Below are 18,399 nucleotides of genomic sequence, written 5' to 3' on the forward strand. Positions count from 1 at the left end.
GCTAGTCGGCGAGGGCCAGCTTCAGCCAGCGCGAGATCGGGGCATCCGCCGGGAGTTCGGTGAGATCGACGGCGACCCAGCGAGCCTCGCTCAGCTCCGCATTCAGCCGGAAGTCCGCGGAGGTCGGCCTGGCGGCCACGATCGTGAGGTTGTCGACCTTCCCCTCGAGCTGGGTCGTCAAGCTCCTCAGCACGGTGGGCGGCTCCTCGATCGTCAACGCGAGCTCCTCGGCAACCTCCCGTATCGCGGCTTCTCCGGCACTCTCCCGCTTCGGGTCGTATCCGCCGCCAGGCAGGCCCCATCGGTCGCGATCCACGTACGAATGCCTTACCACCAAGCATTTCCCGGGATCGTCGGGATGCATCAGCAAGGCCTTGACGCCGAACGTCGTCGGTCTCCGCACGCGCCACCAGATCCGCAGCCCCCGGTGTCCCAGCGACATCAGGCGCTCGAGCAGGGCGCTCAGCGCAGTTCCCGGAACAGCACGATCTCGCTCGTCTCGGTCGAACTGACGGCGTCGCCGGTTCGGTGGTACGACACGATGCACTCGAACCCGTGCGGATGCTCCCGGCTGAGGTCGGCCATCCGCTTGGTGGCGTTGACGGCCACATCGGCGGCGGCCATGCAGCCGTAGCCGGAGGCGCCGGCGAGAACGACCACGTACTTGCCTTTCTGGTAGGGACTGGGTGCCCTGACAACGATGCCATAGTCCCAGGTGTCTTTCTCCGACGGCGTCATCGACCAGCGCTGCCGGTGCACCAGGTCCTCGACGTAGTTCCGGTCGAACTCGTCCCGCGCGATCGTCACACTGCACCGGAGCCGGCCGAGCAGGTCGTTCGTCACCTCGTTGACGTCGAGGCCCCCGACGACGATCAGGTTGTCGCTGCGGCTGTCGCCCAGGTTGTCGTCGGATCGCACCGGAAGCATCCGCCGGCGGCCGGCCTTGGCCAGGCCGGCCTGGACCCTGACGATCGCCTCGTGGTCGCCTTTGCCCATCAGCCCCGAGGGCTCTTGCTCCGCCAGGTTCTTGACGACATGCGGGAGCATGATCACGGCCTGCTCCCGGAGCTCGGCCGGCACCCGGCCAGGAAGATCCTCCGACAGGGTCTGTGCGCTCAAGCTGCCTTGCACGATGCACGAGTTCTCGGTCAGAAACGGGCCCCACATCGCTCGAACATCCTTGGAGACCGCGCGTTTGCGGGCAATCCGCCAGCCCCAGGCCAGCCCGCCACCGATCGCCGCCGCCAGCAGGTTCTCTGCCAGTCCGTCCATCGCTGCGAACACGAGCCTCCCCACGACCTAGCATCCGGAACAGCCGGGAAGGGGAGCCTATCCGCGACCGAGCAGAACCCTCAACAGAACAGTACCGATCATCGCCCTGCGCGGCCATCGACCCCAGTGAGTCCCCCATCCGCCCTTTGGGGTTGGAGAGGGTGTTCCCCCGATGTGCCCGACCGTCCAGGCGTCGCAAGGTGGTTGCCTGACGAACGGGAGGCTTGGGATGAAGCGGGTGCTTCGGGTGTTGGTGGTTGGGGTGGCGGTTCTGGCGGTTAGTGGGGTGCCGGGGGTTGCCGGTGCTACGGCTGGTGTGGGGCCGGACCGGGGTGGTTTGCAGCGGGAGTTGGATTCGGTGGCGGGGGCTACTGCGGTGGGGGCGCTGGCGGAGGTACGGGATGGGAAGGGGGTGTGGCGGGGGACTAGTGGGGTGGCGGTACGGGGGACTTCGCGGCCTGTGCCGGTTGACGGGTTGTTTCGGGTGGGGAGTATCACCAAGACGTTTGTTGCCACCGTGGTGCTGCAGTTGGTCGCTGAAGGGCGGGTGCGGCTGGAGGACTCGGTGGAGCGGTGGTTGCCTGGGGTTGTGCCGAACGGGCGGAACATCACCTTGCGGCAACTGCTCAACCACACCAGCGGCCTGTACGACTACGTGAAGGCGGTTCCGAAGCCGCCGTCACCGGAGTTCTTCGCTGACCGGTGGCGGACGCGGACCGCTTCCGAACAGATCCAGCAGGCGCTAGCGCATCCGCCGACGTCGCAGCACCCGGGCAAGGAGTACGCGTACTCGAACACGGGGTACCTGCTCCTTGGTGAAGTGATCCAGAAGGTGACGGGACGGACGTACGGGCAAGAGATCGAGCGTCGGGTGATCCGGCCGTTGCGGCTGCGCGGGACCGTGATGCCGGGGACCTCGCCATGGATTCCCGGGCCGCATCCGCACGGCTATGTGCCGACGGACCTGAACCTCACCGGCTATGTCGACTACACGGAGCTGAACCCGACGCTGTTCGGCGCGGGCGGCGACATGATCTCGACGACTCATGATCTGAACCGATTCTTCGGCGCGCTGCTCGGTGGACGCCTGCTGCCGAAGTACTTGCTGAAGCAGATGGAGACGGCCGGTACGCCGACGCACGACTACGGACTCGGGCTGTCGTGGAAGGACACGACGTGTGGCATCCGTGTCTACGGCAACGACGGTGATGCGCTGGCGTACAACGCCTGGTCGTTCTCGAGTGCCGACGGCCGGCACCAGGTCAGCATCGCGGTGACGCCGACCTTCCGCGTCGACCCCGACGATGCCGTCGACGCCTTCGTGGACAAGGCCGTCTGCGGTTGAGCGCCTGTGAGGGGCACTGGCGAGTGCCCCTCACAGGTCTGGGTCAGGAGCTGACGCGATCCCGGGTCCGGCGGCGGAAGTCGCGGCCGATCTGGATGACGTCAGGTCGGTGGATGTCTGTGACGGCGATTCCCGGCGTACTGTCCGCAGGGCCCTGAACCGTCCACTTGCCGGTCGGGTCGGAGACGCCCGAGTCCAGGCCGGCGCCTGGATTGGCCGGTACTGCGAGGCTGATCCAGTAGGTGTTGTTGACGGCGTGGCCGCGAGCCTGGACTCCTACGTGCTCGTTGCTGTCGATGCCGGTGCTCGCGTACGAGACCAGTACCGCGTCGACGTCGAGCCGGTCGTACTCGGTGAAGATCTCGGTGAAGAGCACATCCAGGCCGAGGGCGAGTCCGAACCGGTACCCGTCGACCTCGAAGGTCACGGGCTTGTCGCCGGTGGCGTACATCCAGGTGGCCTTGGTGGTCGACAGCATGCGTTCGTCGTACCGGTCGACGATCTTGCCCTGGTCGGACACGACGTACATGCTGCTGTACGGTCGCGCCGGCCCGGGCTGCCGGTGGACCGAGGGGATGACTGTCCAGAGGCCGAGCTCACCCGACAGCTTGGCGATCCGGTCGAGTTCTTTCTGTAGTACGGACCACTCGGCCTTGCTCCAGTCGGACTCGCCGATCTCGTCGGGTCCGAGCCCGGACATGATCACCTTGCTCGGGAAGCAGAAGGCTCCCTCGGTGAAATGCACCAGGCGAGCCCCGTTGTGGGCCGCCTCTTTCATCAGGCCGCGTACTTCGGCGGCGCTGGCGCGCAGCCCGTCGGCATCGGTGGGGTCCACGCGAACCGTCGACTGGGCGACGGCGATCCGCAGGATGGTTTCCGGCATCTTTGCTCCTGGTGGAGTCGGACGGAAGTGCCGGAGGGCAGCCGTGTAGGACTCGCCCGTTTTGGCGGCGCGGGCGCGAACCCGTCGCTTGAAGTTCCTGTGCGCTGTCATCTGGCCTTCCACGCACTCGCACGCGATCCCCCAGCGATCCCGCCCGAGGCAAGTGACCAGGACGAGCGACCCGAGACCGGAGATCCCTTTGCCTTCTCAGCGGACCAGGCTGGGGCCGGTCGACGAAGGTGAGGCGCGGGCCGCGCCGGACCCACATCTTCGCCGACGGCCGGGGCACTGGTCAACTGTCCTACGCTGGAGCATGGCGAAGATCGCGGTGGTGCTGGATAACCTCACGACCCGGCCGCTCACGCCCGGGACCTGGGATGCTTTCGCGGATCTCGCGGAGCGGCACAACGGGGTGTGGGGCGGGTGCTGGTGCACGTTCTTCCACACGATGAAGGACGAGAAGACCTACGACGCCGAGGACAACCGCGCCCTCAAGCAACGCCTCGTCGAAGAGGGCCGGGCTCATGCGGCGCTCGTCTTCGACGGTGACGAGGCGGTGGGCTGGTGTGAGTACGGACTGCCGGCGGAGCTGCCGAACATCAACCATCGCAAGGAATACGACGCCTTGCTGGGCACGCCGCCCGACTACCGGCTGACGTGCTTCTTCGTCGACAGCAGATACCGCAAACAGGGCGTCGCGGCGGTCGCCCTCCGCGGTGCCTTGGAGCTGATCGCCCAAGCGGGCGGCGGAATCGTAGAGGCCTACCCTCAGGACACAGGGGGCAAGCAGATCACCGCATCCTTCCTCTACAGCGCCACCCGCAGCATGTTCGAGGACGCAGGCTTCACCTACGTCCGCCCCAAAGGCAAAAACCACTGCGTCATGACCAAGACGATCTAGGTCAGTTCAGCTGTGACGGTTGGCTCGGGCCAGCCGGCGGCTGCCCAGGGTACGGCTGGGTGGGCTCGGTGGGCTCGGCGGCGTACGGCTGCGGGGGTGTCGGCTTGGCGACCACCGAGCGGACGAAGTTGACCACCAGCAGCGCAGGCAGGATGAACGCCTGGAAGAACATCATGTAGCTGCCGCCGTCGAAGATGAACCCCAGATAGATCCCGTACGCGAGGAACGCGACCCCGGCCAGCACACCCAGCGCGCGCGACCCCGACGACTGCTCGCCCTTGTTGATCGCGCCGAGCACGACCATCACGATTCCGCTGATGCACAGCAACACGACGTACCACGAGAACACCGGGTCCAGCCCGAAATCAATATTCACAACAATCCCCACCCCTAGTGAAAACCCCACCTCAACGGCCGAACGCTACGTGACCGCACCCCTCGCCAACCACCGAATTGCAGCTTTTGTCATTGCGCCCCGGCGGCCTTGGCGATGCGTTCGATCTCCAGCCGCTGGGATTCCCAGAAGGCCGCGTCGGGCTGGGGTCCCCGCGCGCGAGCCGGAATCGTGCCGACCGAGCCGTCGAGCTGTTCGCGCAGGATGTCCGCATGCCCGGCATGACGGCTGGTCTCGGCGAGCATGTGGACCAGGATGTTGAAGAGCCTGACGGACGGCGTCGGCCACCAGGGCACCTCGCCGGGAGCATCGATGGCAAGGGCAACGATCGTCGCGTCCGAGTGTTCCCAGACGCGCCGGTACCGGCCGATGATGTCGTCACGCGTCTCGTGCTCAGTCGCCCACATGTCAGTACCGCGGGCGTCCCACCGGGGCATGGGTTCGGGGAACGGACGGTCGAAGACCTCACCGAAGTACCGGGACTCCCAGAGGGCCAGATGCTTGACCAGCCCGAGCAGATTGGTGCCGGTCGTCGTCAGCGGACGGCGGATGTCGTACTCCGGTAAGCCGTCGAGCTTCCAGACCACCGCCCCCCGCAGATCGCGCAGCTCACCGTGCAGGAACTCCTTCGCGTCTTCATCGATCATGCGCAAAGGCTGCCATGCCGGGCCTGCATCAACAGGCCCGGCGGTACAGGTCAGCGAACGTGGATCGTCACCGTGACGGTCTTGAGGACCGCCGGCAGCTTGGTGGTGTCCACCTTGAGGATCTCGGCGTTGTCGGGCTTGCCCGTGGGTGGCAGCACCTTCTGGTGGACCGTCCACTTGCCGTCCGGGTCGACGGCGATGGTGTCGATGCCGAAGTCGTCGTCGTTGGACAGGTACAGGGTCCGCCCGCCGTCCGTCGTCGCGATTCCCTCGACCTTGTCGTGCCCGAAGAACTTGCCGGTCGGGTCGAGCTGGCTGACCAACGTGCCGACGTTGACCACAGGTTGCTTCATAGCAACCTGTACTCCGGCGCCGGTCAGCGCCGCGAGCGCGGCATTCGTACCAGCCGCTCCGACGAACGCCTCGGGCGACTTTCCGCCGATCGTCAGCCCGCTCACGTCGGTCGCGCCGTTGATGTCGACCGCATTGAGACTCTTCTGCGCGAACGGCTCGAAGTTGCCGTCCCGCTCGTCCACCAGGAACTTGGTGTTGGTCAGCGCGGTGATCTCACTGCTCGCGCCGCCCGTCGACTTCGGGTCGTCGAGCAGGTACAGGTACTGCTTGGTCTCGTACGTCCGCAGGTCGATCGTCACGATCCGGCTGGGGGAGACGTTGCCCGGCTTGACGCTGCCGAGGTCCGGCTGCTGCAGCGCCGACTGCATCACACCGACGAGCGTCGACCCGTCCGGCGTGACCGTCAGGCCCTCCATCCCCTTGTTCTTGGCGCGAAACGCGAGTTCGGCGGGCAAGTACCCGAGGATCTTGTGGAACGCGTTGTCCTGGCTGTCCTTGTACGGCGTGAGCCGGCCCAACTCGTAGCCCTTGGCATCGAAGTGCGTGACGTACGGACCGTACTCGTCGGAGACCCAGAAGGTGCCGTCCGGCAACGCCACCAAACCCTCGGAGTCGTACCCGTACGGATCCCTGGCGACCGGTACCGGCGTACCGCCGTTGGCGTTGGTCGCGTTGACGTCGTCGATCACCTCGCTGGTGTCGTGCGGCGGCCGGCCGCTGTACTTCACCCCGCCGAGGCTCTTCGGTCCCTTCAGCGTGACGACGCTCTGCAGCCGGGCCTTGCCGTCGACCAGCTTGAACTTGCCGATCTGCGGGACGAAGTCGAGCAGCATCTCGGACTTGTTGCCGTCCGGCGCATCGGCGTTGGGCCCGCGGTCGGTGAGCCCGTAGAAGTAGCCGGTCTTACCCGGTACTGCGGTAAGCGCCGACCCGTACCCGGCTCCGGAGATCTCCGTGGTAGTGCCGCCCGGCCCAGCCACCTCCGCCAGGGGAGGCAATGGCTGCCCGTTCGACTGAGTGGACTTGAACAGCTGGACCGCGTCGGAAGCCGTGTAGGTAAAGGTGTCCACACCCTTGAACCCGTCCTTCGGTACGTACGCGAAGGTCCCATCAGCGTCGACCGTCACCGTGCCATTGGCCGGCTCGGTGTGCCGTACGACCGCCGTCGCGCCGCGGTCGTTGCGCAGCACATCGCCACTCACCTGGCTGTGCCCGGAGAAGGAGTCGGCAACGGCCCGGAAGTCGTGCGACGGGTTGGCCAGCCACCCGGCGGCCTGGGTTGCAACAGTGCCCGTGCCCACCACAGCGGCGGCGGCGCCGATCGCGACGGCGATCCGGGTGCGCCGACGGGAGAAGAGTCGTGAAGTCATACCCCTGAATTTGTCCCTCAGCGATGAATTTCGGGCCGCTCTCCGGTGAACTCTCAGAGCCGCCCTGCGGTGCTGCGGGGTTATCCACAGACTGCGGCCACGTTGTCACTGTCCGTGCCTGAATTGCCACTACTCTTGCCACTGTTGGTGATCCGGGTTCAGGATGCGTCGGGGAGGAATCATGAGAATCCGTCGTTTGGTTGTTGCTGCCACGGTCTCGTCCGCACTGGTCGCGGGGGTGGTATCACTGCCCGCCGCGACCGCTGTGCCGTCGAAACCAGTCGTCTCGGCCGGCTATACGCCGCCACCCGTCGCATGGGGCGCATGCACCATTCCACGCCTGGTGAATGCCGGCGCTCAATGCGGTTACGTCGTCGTACCGCTCGATTACAGCCGTCCCAACGGGACGAAGATCCAGCTCGCGGTATCCCGGGTGAAACACAAGACGCCCGACGCGCAGGCGCAAGGCCCGATGCTGGTGAACCCGGGTGGTCCGGGCGGCTCCGGCCTGATCTACGCGATCTTCGGCGACTTCGTCCCGGCCGGTGCCGGTGACGCCTACGACTGGATCGGTTTCGACCCGCGCGGTGTCGGCGCGAGCAAGCCGGCGCTGAGCTGCATCCCGGATGCGGCCGGCTACAACCGTCCGTACTACGTGCCGGTCACGCGGAAGATCGAGCAGACCTGGATCAAGCGCTCCAAGGCCTACGCGAAGGCCTGCGACGCCAACCAGCACGCGCTGCTCGGCCACCTCAAGACCACTGACTCGGCGCAGGACATGGAGAGCATCCGCAAGGCGCTCGGCGCCCCGCAGATCAACTTCTACGGATTCTCCTACGGCACGTACCTCGGCCAGGTGTACGGAACGCTCTACCCGTCGCGTTTGCGCCGGGCGATCTTCGACGGTGTCGTCGACGCGCGCCGGGTCTGGTACAAGGCCAACCTCGACCAGGACATCGCGTTCAACAAGAGCATCAAGGTGTTCTTCGCCTACGTCGCCGCGCACGACTCGACCTGGCACCTCGGCACGACCGAGGCCGTGGTCGAGCGCCGGTACTACTCCGAACTGCACAAGCTCATCGGCCACCCCGCCGACGGCAAGATCGGTCCGGACGAGTGGAACGACATCTTCACCCAGGCCGGGTACTACGTGTACGGCTGGGTGGATGTCGCCGATGCCTTCGCTGCCTGGGTGCATGACCGCAATGCCGCACCGCTGGTCGAGCTCTACGGCGGCCCGCCCTTCGACGACAACGGGTACGCCGTCTACCTCGGCGTACAGTGCACCGACACCCAGTGGCCGACCAACGCGAACAAGGTACGGATCGACAACTGGCGTACCTACGCCCAGGCGCCGTTCCTGACCTGGGGCAACGCCTGGTTCAACGCCCCCTGCGCCTACTGGCCCGCCAAGGCCGGCCGCCCGGTCAAGATCGACGGCAGCAAGGTCAAGAGCGTCCTCCTGATCAACGAGACCCTGGACGCAGCCACCCCGTACTCCGGAGCCCTGCAAACCCGCAAGATCTTCCCGCACTCCGCCCTGATCGAAGGCGTAGGCGGCACCACCCACGCAGGCTCCCTCTCCGGCGTAACGTGCACCGACGACCGAATCGTCGCCTACCTACAAACCGGAGCCCTACCCGCCCGCAAGTCCGGCAACCGCTCCGACCTCCAATGCGACCCGGTCCCAGCCCCCGAACCCGCAGCGGCCGCCGCCCCCACCGCCAAGGCAGCCAAGGCAAAGGCTGCCCTACGTCAGTCCCTACCGACGTACCGCTGACGTCCTAAGCCTCCTGCCGAAGGCAACCCCTCCGGCAGGAGGCTCGTTCGGCGAAAAGACGCCCACGGATCCCGGGTGACGCCCGGGCGGACCGCCAGCCCATCAAACGCCGGCCACACCGCCTCGACGCGCCGAGCTCCGCCTCATACGGCTGCCCTTTGATGCACTGGCGATCCGCCCCCGACCGGCTGGCGTCCATCCATTGCCATCAGCAACCGGTTTGCATCGGGTGCCCGCCATCAAAGGTCAGCTGATCTCAGGGCGTCAGCAGGTCGAAGTGTTCGCGAACCCATCGCGCTTCAGCCGCAGCCGACTCCTGGCTGCCTTCGGCGACCCACGTTCGCTGGGGTTCGACGTCGGCCTCGGCCAGCGCCAACTCCATGGCCATGGTCGCCTCCATTCGGGTAGCGATTGCCTCGGCAACGTCGAACAGAGGTAGCTCGCCATACGTCCGCAGGAACGCGTTTATCCGGGCAGACCGATCGGGAACAGCCGGAAAGTGATGCCAGGTCATCGCCAACTCATCACTCCGAGCGGGCGCGAACCACTGAAGCGCGTAGGCAACATCATCAAGCCGCGGCCCGCGATGCAGAAAGTCCCAGTCGAACAACCCAACGGCCTCATCGCCATGCCACACCATGTTCCACGGCCCGACATCACCGTGGCACCACACGGTCTCCGCCTCGGACTCCACGTCAGGTGCGCAGAAAACGGCATCCGGCGGTGGCTCCCAGCCGACCGACGCATCGTGGATCGTCCGCAGCAACCGCGCCGCAGACCGTACGCCGGCCTCGGAGTGCTGATGCCCCCAGCAATCGCCGCCCGCGTCCCCTTCGATGACCACGAGCCGCTCGACATCACCGTCGACCCCAATCGGCTCCGGAACACACGTGAGCCCTCGCCTCCGCAAGTACCGCAGAAATGCATGCACAGCAGGCGTCCAGACAGAAGCAGGCCTGGTGACAACACCGTCCTCGATCGAGATCGGCCGCAACGCATCGATGTCATCCTCGGCCCCTGCCATGACCGGACCATAACCGCGACCAACCGCCAACAGCACTAGATAATTCCGGTGACGTAGGTGGCCATAACCGCGAGAATGCTCGACGTGGATGAGGTCGAGATCGTAGTAGCCCACAGCGAACGCACCACCCTGCGCGTAGGCGACGTGTTCCTGAAAATCGACGCCGACCAGAAACGCATCGACGTCGAAGTAGAAGCGATGGCCCTAACGCCGATCCCAACCCCAGAAATCCTCTGGCGGAAGCCACCAGTACTAGCAATCGCCGCCATGCAAGGCAAAGCACTCGGCGTCCTAGGCAAGCCATCGACCGCTTCCCCAGCAGCCTGGGCAGCAGCAGGCGCCGCCATCCGAACCCTCCACGAAGCCCCACTACCGCCCTGGCCCTGGCGGACCGCCGACGACCTCGCATCAAACCTAGAAGCCGAATGCGAGTGGCTCATCAACAACGGCGTCCTCCCCACCGACCTAGTCACCCGCAACCGCGAAATCGCCCAAGCCGCCCTCCGCCCCTGGACCCCGTCCTTCATCCACGGCGACCTACAAATCACCCACGTCTTCGTAGAAGGCGACGCCCTAACCGGCATCATCGACTGGTCCGAAGCAAGCCAAGGCGACGCCATGTTCGACCTAGCCACCCTCACCCTCGGCCACGAAGACCGCCTCCCAGAAGTCTTAGCCGGCTACGGCACCGACGTAGATCAAGAAGCCATCAAAGCCTGGTGGTCCCTAAGAAGCCTCCTAAACTCCCGCTGGCTCCTAACCCACGGCTTCGACCCCAACACCCCCGGCGCCGAATTCGACGTCCTAAGAGCCCGAATGTGACCCTCAGCAGAGGACGTCCGCCAGTTCGAGCATGCTGCTGATGATCACGTCGGCCCCTGCCCTGCCGAGCGCCTCGACCTTGCCCGGCTTGTTGGCATATCCGACCACCCGTACGCCGGCCGCCCGACCGGCTTCCATATCAGTCGCCTGATCACCAACGAACACGCAGGAAGCCGAACCAACGCCGAGCGCACTGACAGCCCGCTCGACGAGGTAAGGGTCGGGCTTCATCAACCTCGGATCGACCGGATCGCGACCCTCCACGTGCGCCACGCATCCCGACAACCCAGCTCTCACGAGGTACTCCGTAATCGCCTCCAAGCAGTTGTTGCTCACAATTGCCACAACCCGCCCACTGGCGACGCAGGCCGCGATGCATTCGCCCGCGCCAGGTGTCGGCCGGGCCGTCTCGATCGCAGCCAGCTCACCCTTCTGTAGCGCGGCTTCCAACAGACCAGCGAGCTCAAGATCACCAGCCGCAGCCAGAAGCAGCCCATGCGGGCCGCCAGCCAGCTCGAGCGCAGGCTCCAGCTCCCCGCGTACCTCGCGCGCGAGTGCGAGAAGTTCGCGGGTGATCCGCGCGGCCGGGTAGCCGTCGAAGACCGAACAGACCGGACCGTCAAAGTCGAAGAGCACGACCTCTGCCGAGCTGAGGATCTGCGCCAGCGGATCCCGCAGCACACTAGAGATCGGCTTCTCCAGTCGCGGGAGCGAAGTAGTCGGTGAGCATCTCGGTAGGCCAACTCGGCTGGCGAATGGGTCCGCGCGGCCCGAAGTCGGTGAACCAAGGCTTGATGTCGAGGACGGGCGTACCGTCGACCGCGTCCAGATCTTCCACATGCAAGTCCAGCCCATCCACCGCGAGCAACCGGCATCGCGAGACACCCAGCCAGTTGGGCCGCCGCATGTTCCGATGAGCAAAGATCCCCGCCCTGGGCCAGTCCGGGTTGTTGCGGGCCGACCGAGCGTTGAGCGGAAGGTCGGACTGGTCGACCAAGTGGAACTGGAAGACGACCTCCAAATGCGAGAAGTCCTCAAGCCCCTTGGTCGACTCGGCATCAAGCCGCGGGTCATCGATCCGAATGACAGCCCTGGTACCACCCCAGTAGTCATCAGTAGGTTCAACCCGGCCACCAACGACATGAGCGACGGGCCGCAGAGTGATCGACTGGTCAGTCATCGTTCCCCTTGCGAGTAAGGCGCCGCCAGAGACTGCGGCGAGGTGGACATGCCGTGTGCCGATGCTCGCGGACCCACAGAAACTGATCTGGCCGCACACCTGCCGTCAGGTCCTCCAGCTCACCGCGAATCGCCACACGGTGCGGTTAACGTCCCGGGCAGAAGGCTAGCGCCAGGAAGGTGCGTCGCACGCGTGGGAAAAGAAAACCCTCTCCGGATCGCGGAGAGGGTTGGTGTCGATGTGTGGTCGCAGCATCGTGATGATCGGGTAACCTGCGTCCGCCAACCCAGTGTTCATCGACACCTGGAGACTGGCGCATCGCCGATACCGCCGTCACCAAGGAGGCCGTGCCATGGAACCCGTCACGTTGATCACCGGCGGTTCGAGCGGGATCGGTGCAGCCACTGCCCGTGCCCTGCTCAAGCAAGGCCACCATGTGGCGATCACCGGCCGCGATGCCGATCGCCTGGCCGCGCTCGCCACCTCCGCCGGAGCGGGCGAGCGGTTGCTGACCATCACCGGCGACGCCAGCGACGAGAACCATGTCGCCGCTGCCGCGCGTCAAGTCGTGGACCTGTGGGGCCGATTGGACACGGTGATCGCGAACGCCGGGTTCTCCCTACCCGGCACGCTGGAGGACCACGAGCCTGCGGCGATGCGTGCCATGGTTCTCACCAACATCCTCGGCCCGGCTCTGCTGGTACGCGAGACACTGCCGCACCTGAGGAAGTCCAAGGGCCGCATCGTGATCGTCGGTTCGGTCGCGGGCACCAGGAACACGCCCGGCAACCTGTACTCCGTCACCAAGTGGGCCGCGCATGCCCTGGCCGAGAACGTCCGACTCCTGGTGGCCAAGGACCGCGTCAGCGTCACCGTTGTCGCCCCAAGGGTTGTGGACACCCCATTCTGGGACGAACGCGGCGGATCACCCGCAGCGGCGCCGACCCTGACCGCCGACCAGGTCGCCGAGACGATCCTGTTCGCCGTCAATCAACCCGAAGGCGTAGACATCAACCACCTCGTCATACGGCCCACCGGCCAGGTCAACTGATCCATCCACGGTTGATTCCTAGGCGGATCATTGACGTGCGCCCCAGAGGCTTGCCACCTTCTCGGTCTGGTTCTGCAAGTCGAGTGCGTCAACCTGAATGCGATGATCGGCGTCCGGGGGGTTCGCTGCGTCGGCCTCGTGAAGCGTTCGGAATTCATGGTCAGTCAGCCAGACTTTGCGGGACGCCGCACGCCGTACCGCCTCCGGAAAATCGACTGTCATATGCACAATCAGGCACCCAGGCAGCTCCTGTCTGTACAAGTCGCAGGTCTCTGGCGTAAGCACATCAGCGACGACCACCTCAATGCCCATGGCCACAAAATTGCGAGCCACACTGCAGGCGTTGACCACACCGAGCCTTTGCTGTTCCCGCCCTTCCGCTCCCTCCCACGGTGCGGCAGCGCCCGCGACGACCAGTTGGCGCACATCATCAACATCGATGAAGGCGCATCTCGTGCGACCTTCCGCAAGGGCACGCGCCGTCACACTCTTACCGACCCCGGGCCCACCCGTTAGTACTAACGGCGGATACGTCATCACTCAGCCAATCCAGGTGACGTCCGGTGAAGGCAGCCCTTGCAGCTGGGCTGGCGCGGACGCGTGGAACTCCACGCGGGTCGCTCGCAGCGCTTGATCGAAGCCCGGATCGGAGTGCGCGACTGCTCGCAGGTGCTAAAGATGCGGTACGTCGCGCAGTTGCTGAAAGCGCCAGACTTCATGGGCGGCATCGAGAGCGCCGTGGTACTCGCTGAGGAACTGCTCACGCCACTTCGCCGGCAGCAGGCGGAGGATCTCACTCGGATCGTCCGTCGAGCTCTGCATCGGCTGAGCAGTCATGCCCACCAGATTACTCAGATGATGCTGTCCCTGGACGAAATCATCCACAGCCCGCCGACCAACCAGAGTCGGAACGAGTCGGCAGGACGGTTGGGCTACAGGGGGTGTAGCGATGCGGGTCGGAGTGTGTAGCAAGCCGACATGCCACGGATGGCCGCATGAATCACACGCAGCTGGATAGGCGGCAGGTGGTCGGAGCGCGCTAGCGCAAATCCGGGCGATAGCCAGTAAACGTCGGCGACAGCCGGCAAAGGCGCCGGCGGCAGCCGTAACGCGTGGGAAAGAAAAATCCCTCTCCGGAAGGACGGAGAGGGATGGTGTCGATGTGTGGTCAGGGGCGGTCTCGAACCGCCGACCTTCCGCTTTTCAGTTCGACAGTAACCGCCGAGGGCGAGACTGATGCGATAGGTGGCCGCCGGTCCCTCTTGTCCGTTGGCGGTGTCTGTCGCCACCTGTTGCTGGACTGATTGCTGGACCAACAGATCTCCCTGCGCGGCCCTTAGCACCTCTCCTGAGAGCGCTTTAGCCCATGGGTCGAAGCCAGGCCGTGATCGTTGGGGCGGAGCCCTTCTCATTACCGAGAGTAACTGGCATCATCCGGTGCACACGGTGCGCTACCGGGTGGAGGTCAATCCAGAGGGGGCAGCATGAAGTTGGGTCGACTAAAGGTGCATGGTTACAGAAAACTTATCGAGAGTGATGTCACGATTGTTGGAAAGATTACTGCGATCGTTGGGCCTAATGAGGCGGGTAAAAGCAGCCTGTTGGAGCTGCTGAACTCTACGAACGATAACAGGGAAATCTCTCAGTTTGAAAGACCAAGAGGAATGGAAACGCAGGGTGACGAATCGGCGGCCGAGTTATGGTACCGCCTAGACTCCGACGATCTCGCCGCAGTTTCTCACCTTGAAACGCCGGTCACTCCGGTGTGGTCAAGGCTGTATAAGCAGTATGACGGCAGGCTGCAGTCAGATGTCTACCCATTCCTGGATAGGGATCTCTCACAGAGGCGCCGCGCAGAAAATGCAGTGTCGCGCTTTGCGCAAACCAAAGCGGCGAAGGCGCTGGAGAGAAACTCGGAGGAGGACGGCGTAGGGGACCATTTAGACTATGCTCTTGCGGCGCTAAAGGGTTCGAGTGAGATCGCGGATGAGGCTGTAGAGAGAATCAAGAATGCCGCCATTCATCTCCTCGGCGAAGGAGAGCTTGGAAGGTTGTGCCAGAATGCTTGTCAAGAGATTGATAAGTTTGCGAAAGAGCGTGAGTTGGAACATCCGAATACCGCTGCTTGGCGAATTTTTGACGAACGCCGCCCGCGGATAGTATTTTTCGATGCGGATGAACGCAATTTGGTATCGGATTACGAGGTTTCGCAGGCTGCACTCGACACTCCTGCGGCATTGGGGAACTTGTGTGATCTTGCAAATCTTGATCTGCAAGCACTAGCGGATGCGGTTGCGGCCCAGGATATCGGGACGATAGAGACTCTTACCGATGCCGCAAACGAGCAATTGAAGGAGTCATTTAAGGCGGCTTGGCGCCAATCGAATGTAATCGTTCGGCTTCGGCAAGACGGCAGCATGCTTAGAGTGGTCGTATCGAATGATTCACCTGGATTTTCTTCCATCGCTGAACGGAGTGATGGGCTGAAATCATTTGTTGCTCTTACTGCGTTCGTGGCGAAGCAGCATCGTGAGGGAAAACGTCTGATCCTTCTCATTGATGAAGCCGAGCAGCATCTCCATTTGGACGCGCAAGCAGATCTCGTCCGCATGCTTGAGCGGCAAGAACTAGCCATGCAGATTATCTATACAACGCATTCGCCCGGATGTCTTCCGTCTGACCTGGGTACAGGTATTCGGCCTATAGCGCCCACTTCGCCCACCTCCGGCCGAAGCAGGTTGCTCGCGTCGTTCTGGGGAAGTTCTCCTGGATTTAACCCCCTCCTTATGGCGCTAGGTGCCGCTGCAGCCGCTTTTACGCCATCACGGTATGCGGTCTTGTGTGAAGGGCCGACAGAGATGATTTTGTTGCCGACCCTGATACGAGAAGCGGTGGGTCTTGAGCGCCTCCCGTATCAGGTTGCTCCGGGCGTTGCCGGCGTCGCTAACAGGGATTTGTCTGTTCTAGAACTTGAAGCGCCGAGGGTGGCATATGCTCTCGATGGTGACGAAGGAGGAGATGCTCACGCCAAACGGCTTGGCGATTCAGGCGTGCCGGTCAACCGAATTCTTCAGATCGGTGGGTCAGGCTCAGGACTTTGCGTTGAAGACCTGCTGCGCACTGAGGTCTATATCGAGGCTGCCAATGAGGTGCTGACACAGATAGCAGGCAGTGCTGGGTTTGGCTCGAAAGATATTGGTGAGGGCAAGCGCAATGAATCACTTGCCGCATGGTGCACTGCTCGCGAACTTGCTGTCCCCGGTAAACCTGCAATTGGGGCGGCGATAGTCGCAGACTTCACTGACCGCCGGTTGCTGACCCGTGATGGAGCGGCAATTCTTAGAGACATGCACCGGGATCTAATTGCGATATTCGGTATGGAAGACGCCTAGATGCGGCTCACTCTCAGTGAATAGCTTCGGCTATCTCCATAATGCTGGTGACGATCATGTCAGCACCGGCCCGCTTGAGCGCGTCTGACTTGCCCGGCTTGTTTTCATAGCCGATCGTAGGAACGCCCGCCAGTCGGCCAGCCTCGATGTCGGTCGTTTGGTCGCCGATGAAGACACAAGAGGTTGGATCAGTACCGAGGGTTTTGATCGCTCTCTCGATCAGATGAGGATTCGGCTTCATCAGGGTCGGATCGGATGGATTGCGCCCTTCGACATGGGAGACGCTGTCAGCCAATCCGGCTCTGATGAGGTATTCGGAGACGGCCTCTGCGTAGTTGTTGCTTACGACTGCCACCGATCGTCCGCTTGCAATGCAAGCGGCGATGGCATCGGCCGCGCCTGGCGTCGGTCGAGCCGTTTTGATGGCTATGAGTTCGGCCTTCTGGAGTGCCGCTTCTAGCTGACGGGCTAGCTCCCCATCGTCGGCGGCAGCTAGGAGGAGTTCGTGCGGGCTGGAGGACTGCTCCAAGGCTGGAACCAGCTCAGGGCGGAGCTGGCAAGCCAGCTCTAGGAGCTCGCGCGTGATCTGTGGGGCTGGGTAGCCGTCGAAGACGGAACAGATGGGGCCGTCGAAGTCGAAGAGGACGGCTGCGGTACTGAGGAGTTGTGTCAGGGGATCGGTGGTCATATGTCGCGGACCTGCCTGAGTGTTCCCCAGAGGCTGCCGAACCAGCGGCGCGCTTGGGCGACGTATTGCGAGCCTGTTGCGCGGTCGTCGTCGCTGGTGGAGTGATGAGAGAGGACGGTGTCCTTGCCGACGGCATCGAACGTTGAGACCGGCTTGCTACTGACCTCAACGTCTCGCTCTACGACTGGGAAGAAGCCGAAGAACACCTCTTCTTCGTTCAGGGTGTAGGGCTTGAACATCAGCGGTGGGCCGACGACGCGCAGTTCTGCGGAGACCTTGGAGACCAGGCCCAGCTTGCCGAGCTCGCGGATTGATTCGAGGATCTCCGGCTGAGCGGTGTGCGATTTTCTCGATGCGTGCTCTGCCTGCGGGGTCGTCGCCTGGGTTCTTGCCTGCGCGTGACGGTACTGCCGTGAGCTGGGAGAGGTCTGGCAGGAGCATTCGGATGGTGACGGCTCTCAGGGTGAGCTGCCCGCGTCGGATGCGGTCGATTGGTTCTTCGAGAGCGCCGAGCAGTGTTTCGCCGGTTAGGCCGGCGAAGTCGATGGTCACTGGGGCGCGTTCGAAAGCCTTCTCGATGTGGGGGCGGAGGCCGACCGGCTGGTCGGCCTGCTCGCGGACGTACACGCCGCTGCCGACGCGGGACACGATCAGGCCCTCGTCGCGCAGGATTCGCAGGGACTGCTGGATGGTCATGCGGGCGACGCCGTACTGGGTGGCGAGGTCGTTCTGTGAGGGGAGTTTCTCCCGGGCATTGAACTTGTGTGCGATGGTCGCCGCGTGAGCCGCGCTAGTCGGCGGTGGGGGCGAAGTAATTGGTGAGCATTTCGGTGGGCCAGGTGGGCTGGTGGATGGGGCCTCGAGGACCGAAGTCGGTGAACCAGGGTTTGATGTCTAGGACGGGGGTGCCGTCTACTGCGTCTAGGTCTTCTACGTGGAGGTCTAGGCCGTCGACTTTCAGGAGGCGGCAGCGGGAGACGCCTAGCCAGTTGAGGCGGCGCATGTTGCGGTGGGCGAAGGTGCCTGCCGCTGGCCAGTCTGGGTTGTTGCGGGCGGGGCGGGCACCGAGGTGCAGGTCTGATTGGTCGGTTAGGTGGAAGTGAAAGACGATCTCCAGGTGCGAGAAGTCTTCTAGGCCTTTGGTGGAGTCGGCGTCTAGGCGTGGGTCGTCGATGCGGATGATCGCTCGGGTACCGCCCCAGTAGTCGTCGGTGGGCTCGACTCGACCGCCGATGACGTGGGCGACGGGGTGCAGCGTGATCGACTCGTCAGTCATTGGTTCCCTTGGAGGTAAGG

The 18,399-nt window shown here is 64.0% G+C and carries 21 protein-coding genes; 6 read left to right on the top strand and 15 right to left on the bottom strand.

Going from position 1 to position 18,399, the window contains the following annotated elements:
- Position 1 precedes the first annotated feature (1 nt).
- On the bottom strand, positions 2 to 442 hold the full coding sequence (locus tag OHA70_RS15305; protein ID WP_328332958.1) for an NUDIX domain-containing protein: 441 nt from the start codon (positions 440 to 442) through the stop codon (positions 2 to 4).
- A gap of 20 nt (positions 443 to 462) precedes the next feature.
- Positions 463 to 1,284, bottom strand: coding sequence for a hypothetical protein (locus OHA70_RS15310; protein WP_328332960.1), 822 nt, complete (start codon positions 1,282 to 1,284; stop codon positions 463 to 465).
- A gap of 217 nt (positions 1,285 to 1,501) precedes the next feature.
- Between OHA70_RS15310 and OHA70_RS15315 the strand changes: the two genes are divergently transcribed.
- Complete coding sequence (locus OHA70_RS15315) at positions 1,502 to 2,617, top strand: serine hydrolase domain-containing protein (RefSeq protein ID WP_328332962.1); 1,116 nt, start codon at positions 1,502 to 1,504, stop codon at positions 2,615 to 2,617.
- A 43-nt stretch (positions 2,618 to 2,660) separates the two neighbouring features.
- Here OHA70_RS15315 and OHA70_RS15320 read toward each other — a convergent pair whose 3' ends face one another.
- Complete coding sequence (locus OHA70_RS15320; RefSeq protein ID WP_328332964.1) at positions 2,661 to 3,500, bottom strand: carbon-nitrogen hydrolase family protein; 840 nt, start codon at positions 3,498 to 3,500, stop codon at positions 2,661 to 2,663.
- A 313-nt stretch (positions 3,501 to 3,813) separates the two neighbouring features.
- On the opposite strand from OHA70_RS15320, the gene OHA70_RS15325 reads away from it, so the two are divergent.
- Positions 3,814 to 4,401 (top strand): GNAT family N-acetyltransferase, encoded by a 588-nt coding sequence (locus OHA70_RS15325; protein ID WP_328332966.1) that lies wholly within the window; start codon positions 3,814 to 3,816, stop codon positions 4,399 to 4,401.
- A gap of 1 nt (position 4,402) precedes the next feature.
- On the opposite strand, the gene OHA70_RS15330 is transcribed toward OHA70_RS15325, so the two are convergent.
- From OHA70_RS15330 to OHA70_RS15340, 3 genes are all read right to left on the bottom strand, one after another.
- Positions 4,403 to 4,777, bottom strand: a complete 375-nt coding sequence (locus OHA70_RS15330; RefSeq protein WP_328332968.1) for a hypothetical protein — start codon at positions 4,775 to 4,777, stop codon at positions 4,403 to 4,405.
- Between the two features lie 89 nt (positions 4,778 to 4,866).
- Positions 4,867 to 5,442, bottom strand: coding sequence for a DinB family protein (locus OHA70_RS15335; protein ID WP_328332970.1), 576 nt, complete (start codon positions 5,440 to 5,442; stop codon positions 4,867 to 4,869).
- A 50-nt stretch (positions 5,443 to 5,492) separates the two neighbouring features.
- Positions 5,493 to 7,166, bottom strand: a complete 1,674-nt coding sequence (locus tag OHA70_RS15340) for an esterase-like activity of phytase family protein (RefSeq protein WP_328332972.1) — start codon at positions 7,164 to 7,166, stop codon at positions 5,493 to 5,495.
- Positions 7,167 to 7,347: 181 nt separating this feature from the next.
- Between OHA70_RS15340 and OHA70_RS15345 the strand changes: the two genes are divergently transcribed.
- On the top strand, positions 7,348 to 8,946 hold the full coding sequence (locus OHA70_RS15345) for an alpha/beta fold hydrolase (RefSeq protein WP_328332974.1): 1,599 nt from the start codon (positions 7,348 to 7,350) through the stop codon (positions 8,944 to 8,946).
- A 256-nt stretch (positions 8,947 to 9,202) separates the two neighbouring features.
- On the opposite strand, the gene OHA70_RS15350 is transcribed toward OHA70_RS15345, so the two are convergent.
- Complete coding sequence (locus OHA70_RS15350) at positions 9,203 to 9,970, bottom strand: aminoglycoside phosphotransferase family protein (protein WP_328332976.1); 768 nt, start codon at positions 9,968 to 9,970, stop codon at positions 9,203 to 9,205.
- Positions 9,971 to 10,045: 75 nt separating this feature from the next.
- On the opposite strand from OHA70_RS15350, the gene OHA70_RS15355 reads away from it, so the two are divergent.
- A complete protein-coding gene (locus tag OHA70_RS15355) occupies positions 10,046 to 10,792 on the top strand; it encodes a phosphotransferase family protein (protein ID WP_328332978.1) in 747 nt (248 codons plus the stop codon).
- Between the two features lie 3 nt (positions 10,793 to 10,795).
- Here the strand turns inward: OHA70_RS15355 and OHA70_RS15360 are convergent, their stop codons facing one another.
- Together OHA70_RS15360 and OHA70_RS15365 are read right to left on the bottom strand one after the other, a co-directional pair.
- Positions 10,796 to 11,473: an HAD family hydrolase gene (locus OHA70_RS15360; RefSeq protein WP_328332981.1), complete on the bottom strand. Its 678-nt coding sequence runs from the start codon at positions 11,471 to 11,473 to the stop codon at positions 10,796 to 10,798.
- A gap of 1 nt (position 11,474) precedes the next feature.
- Complete coding sequence (locus OHA70_RS15365) at positions 11,475 to 11,972, bottom strand: SAM-dependent methyltransferase (RefSeq protein ID WP_328332983.1); 498 nt, start codon at positions 11,970 to 11,972, stop codon at positions 11,475 to 11,477.
- Between the two features lie 352 nt (positions 11,973 to 12,324).
- Between OHA70_RS15365 and OHA70_RS15370 the strand changes: the two genes are divergently transcribed.
- Positions 12,325 to 13,023: an SDR family oxidoreductase gene (locus OHA70_RS15370; protein ID WP_328332985.1), complete on the top strand. Its 699-nt coding sequence runs from the start codon at positions 12,325 to 12,327 to the stop codon at positions 13,021 to 13,023.
- A gap of 27 nt (positions 13,024 to 13,050) precedes the next feature.
- On the opposite strand, the gene OHA70_RS15375 is transcribed toward OHA70_RS15370, so the two are convergent.
- Both OHA70_RS15375 and OHA70_RS15380 read right to left on the bottom strand, forming a co-directional pair.
- Positions 13,051 to 13,509, bottom strand: a complete 459-nt coding sequence (locus OHA70_RS15375; RefSeq protein WP_328332987.1) for a hypothetical protein — start codon at positions 13,507 to 13,509, stop codon at positions 13,051 to 13,053.
- Between the two features lie 186 nt (positions 13,510 to 13,695).
- Positions 13,696 to 13,860, bottom strand: a complete 165-nt coding sequence (locus OHA70_RS15380; protein WP_328332989.1) for a DUF6247 family protein — start codon at positions 13,858 to 13,860, stop codon at positions 13,696 to 13,698.
- A 647-nt stretch (positions 13,861 to 14,507) separates the two neighbouring features.
- Here OHA70_RS15380 and OHA70_RS15385 point away from each other — a divergent pair.
- Complete coding sequence (locus OHA70_RS15385; protein WP_328332991.1) at positions 14,508 to 16,415, top strand: ATP-dependent nuclease; 1,908 nt, start codon at positions 14,508 to 14,510, stop codon at positions 16,413 to 16,415.
- Between the two features lie 13 nt (positions 16,416 to 16,428).
- Here the strand turns inward: OHA70_RS15385 and OHA70_RS15390 are convergent, their stop codons facing one another.
- From OHA70_RS15390 to OHA70_RS15405, 4 genes are read right to left on the bottom strand one after another with little or no spacing between them, the layout of a single operon-like run.
- A complete protein-coding gene (locus OHA70_RS15390) occupies positions 16,429 to 17,103 on the bottom strand; it encodes an HAD family hydrolase (protein ID WP_328332993.1) in 675 nt (224 codons plus the stop codon).
- The gene (locus tag OHA70_RS15395; RefSeq protein WP_328332995.1) at positions 17,100 to 17,342 is read right to left on the bottom strand and encodes a hypothetical protein; all 243 of its coding nucleotides are present in this window, start codon (positions 17,340 to 17,342) and stop codon (positions 17,100 to 17,102) included. The genes OHA70_RS15390 and OHA70_RS15395 overlap by 4 nt, the downstream gene beginning before the upstream one ends.
- Positions 17,269 to 17,919: a GntR family transcriptional regulator gene (locus tag OHA70_RS15400; protein ID WP_328335134.1), complete on the bottom strand. Its 651-nt coding sequence runs from the start codon at positions 17,917 to 17,919 to the stop codon at positions 17,269 to 17,271. The genes OHA70_RS15395 and OHA70_RS15400 overlap by 74 nt, the downstream gene beginning before the upstream one ends.
- Positions 17,894 to 18,379, bottom strand: a complete 486-nt coding sequence (locus OHA70_RS15405; RefSeq protein WP_328332997.1) for an SAM-dependent methyltransferase — start codon at positions 18,377 to 18,379, stop codon at positions 17,894 to 17,896. The genes OHA70_RS15400 and OHA70_RS15405 overlap by 26 nt, the downstream gene beginning before the upstream one ends.
- Between the last annotated feature and the right edge of the window lie 20 nt (positions 18,380 to 18,399).

The sequence above is a fragment of the Kribbella sp. NBC_00382 genome (genome assembly GCF_036067295.1).
Lineage (GTDB): Bacteria > Actinomycetota > Actinomycetes > Propionibacteriales > Kribbellaceae > Kribbella.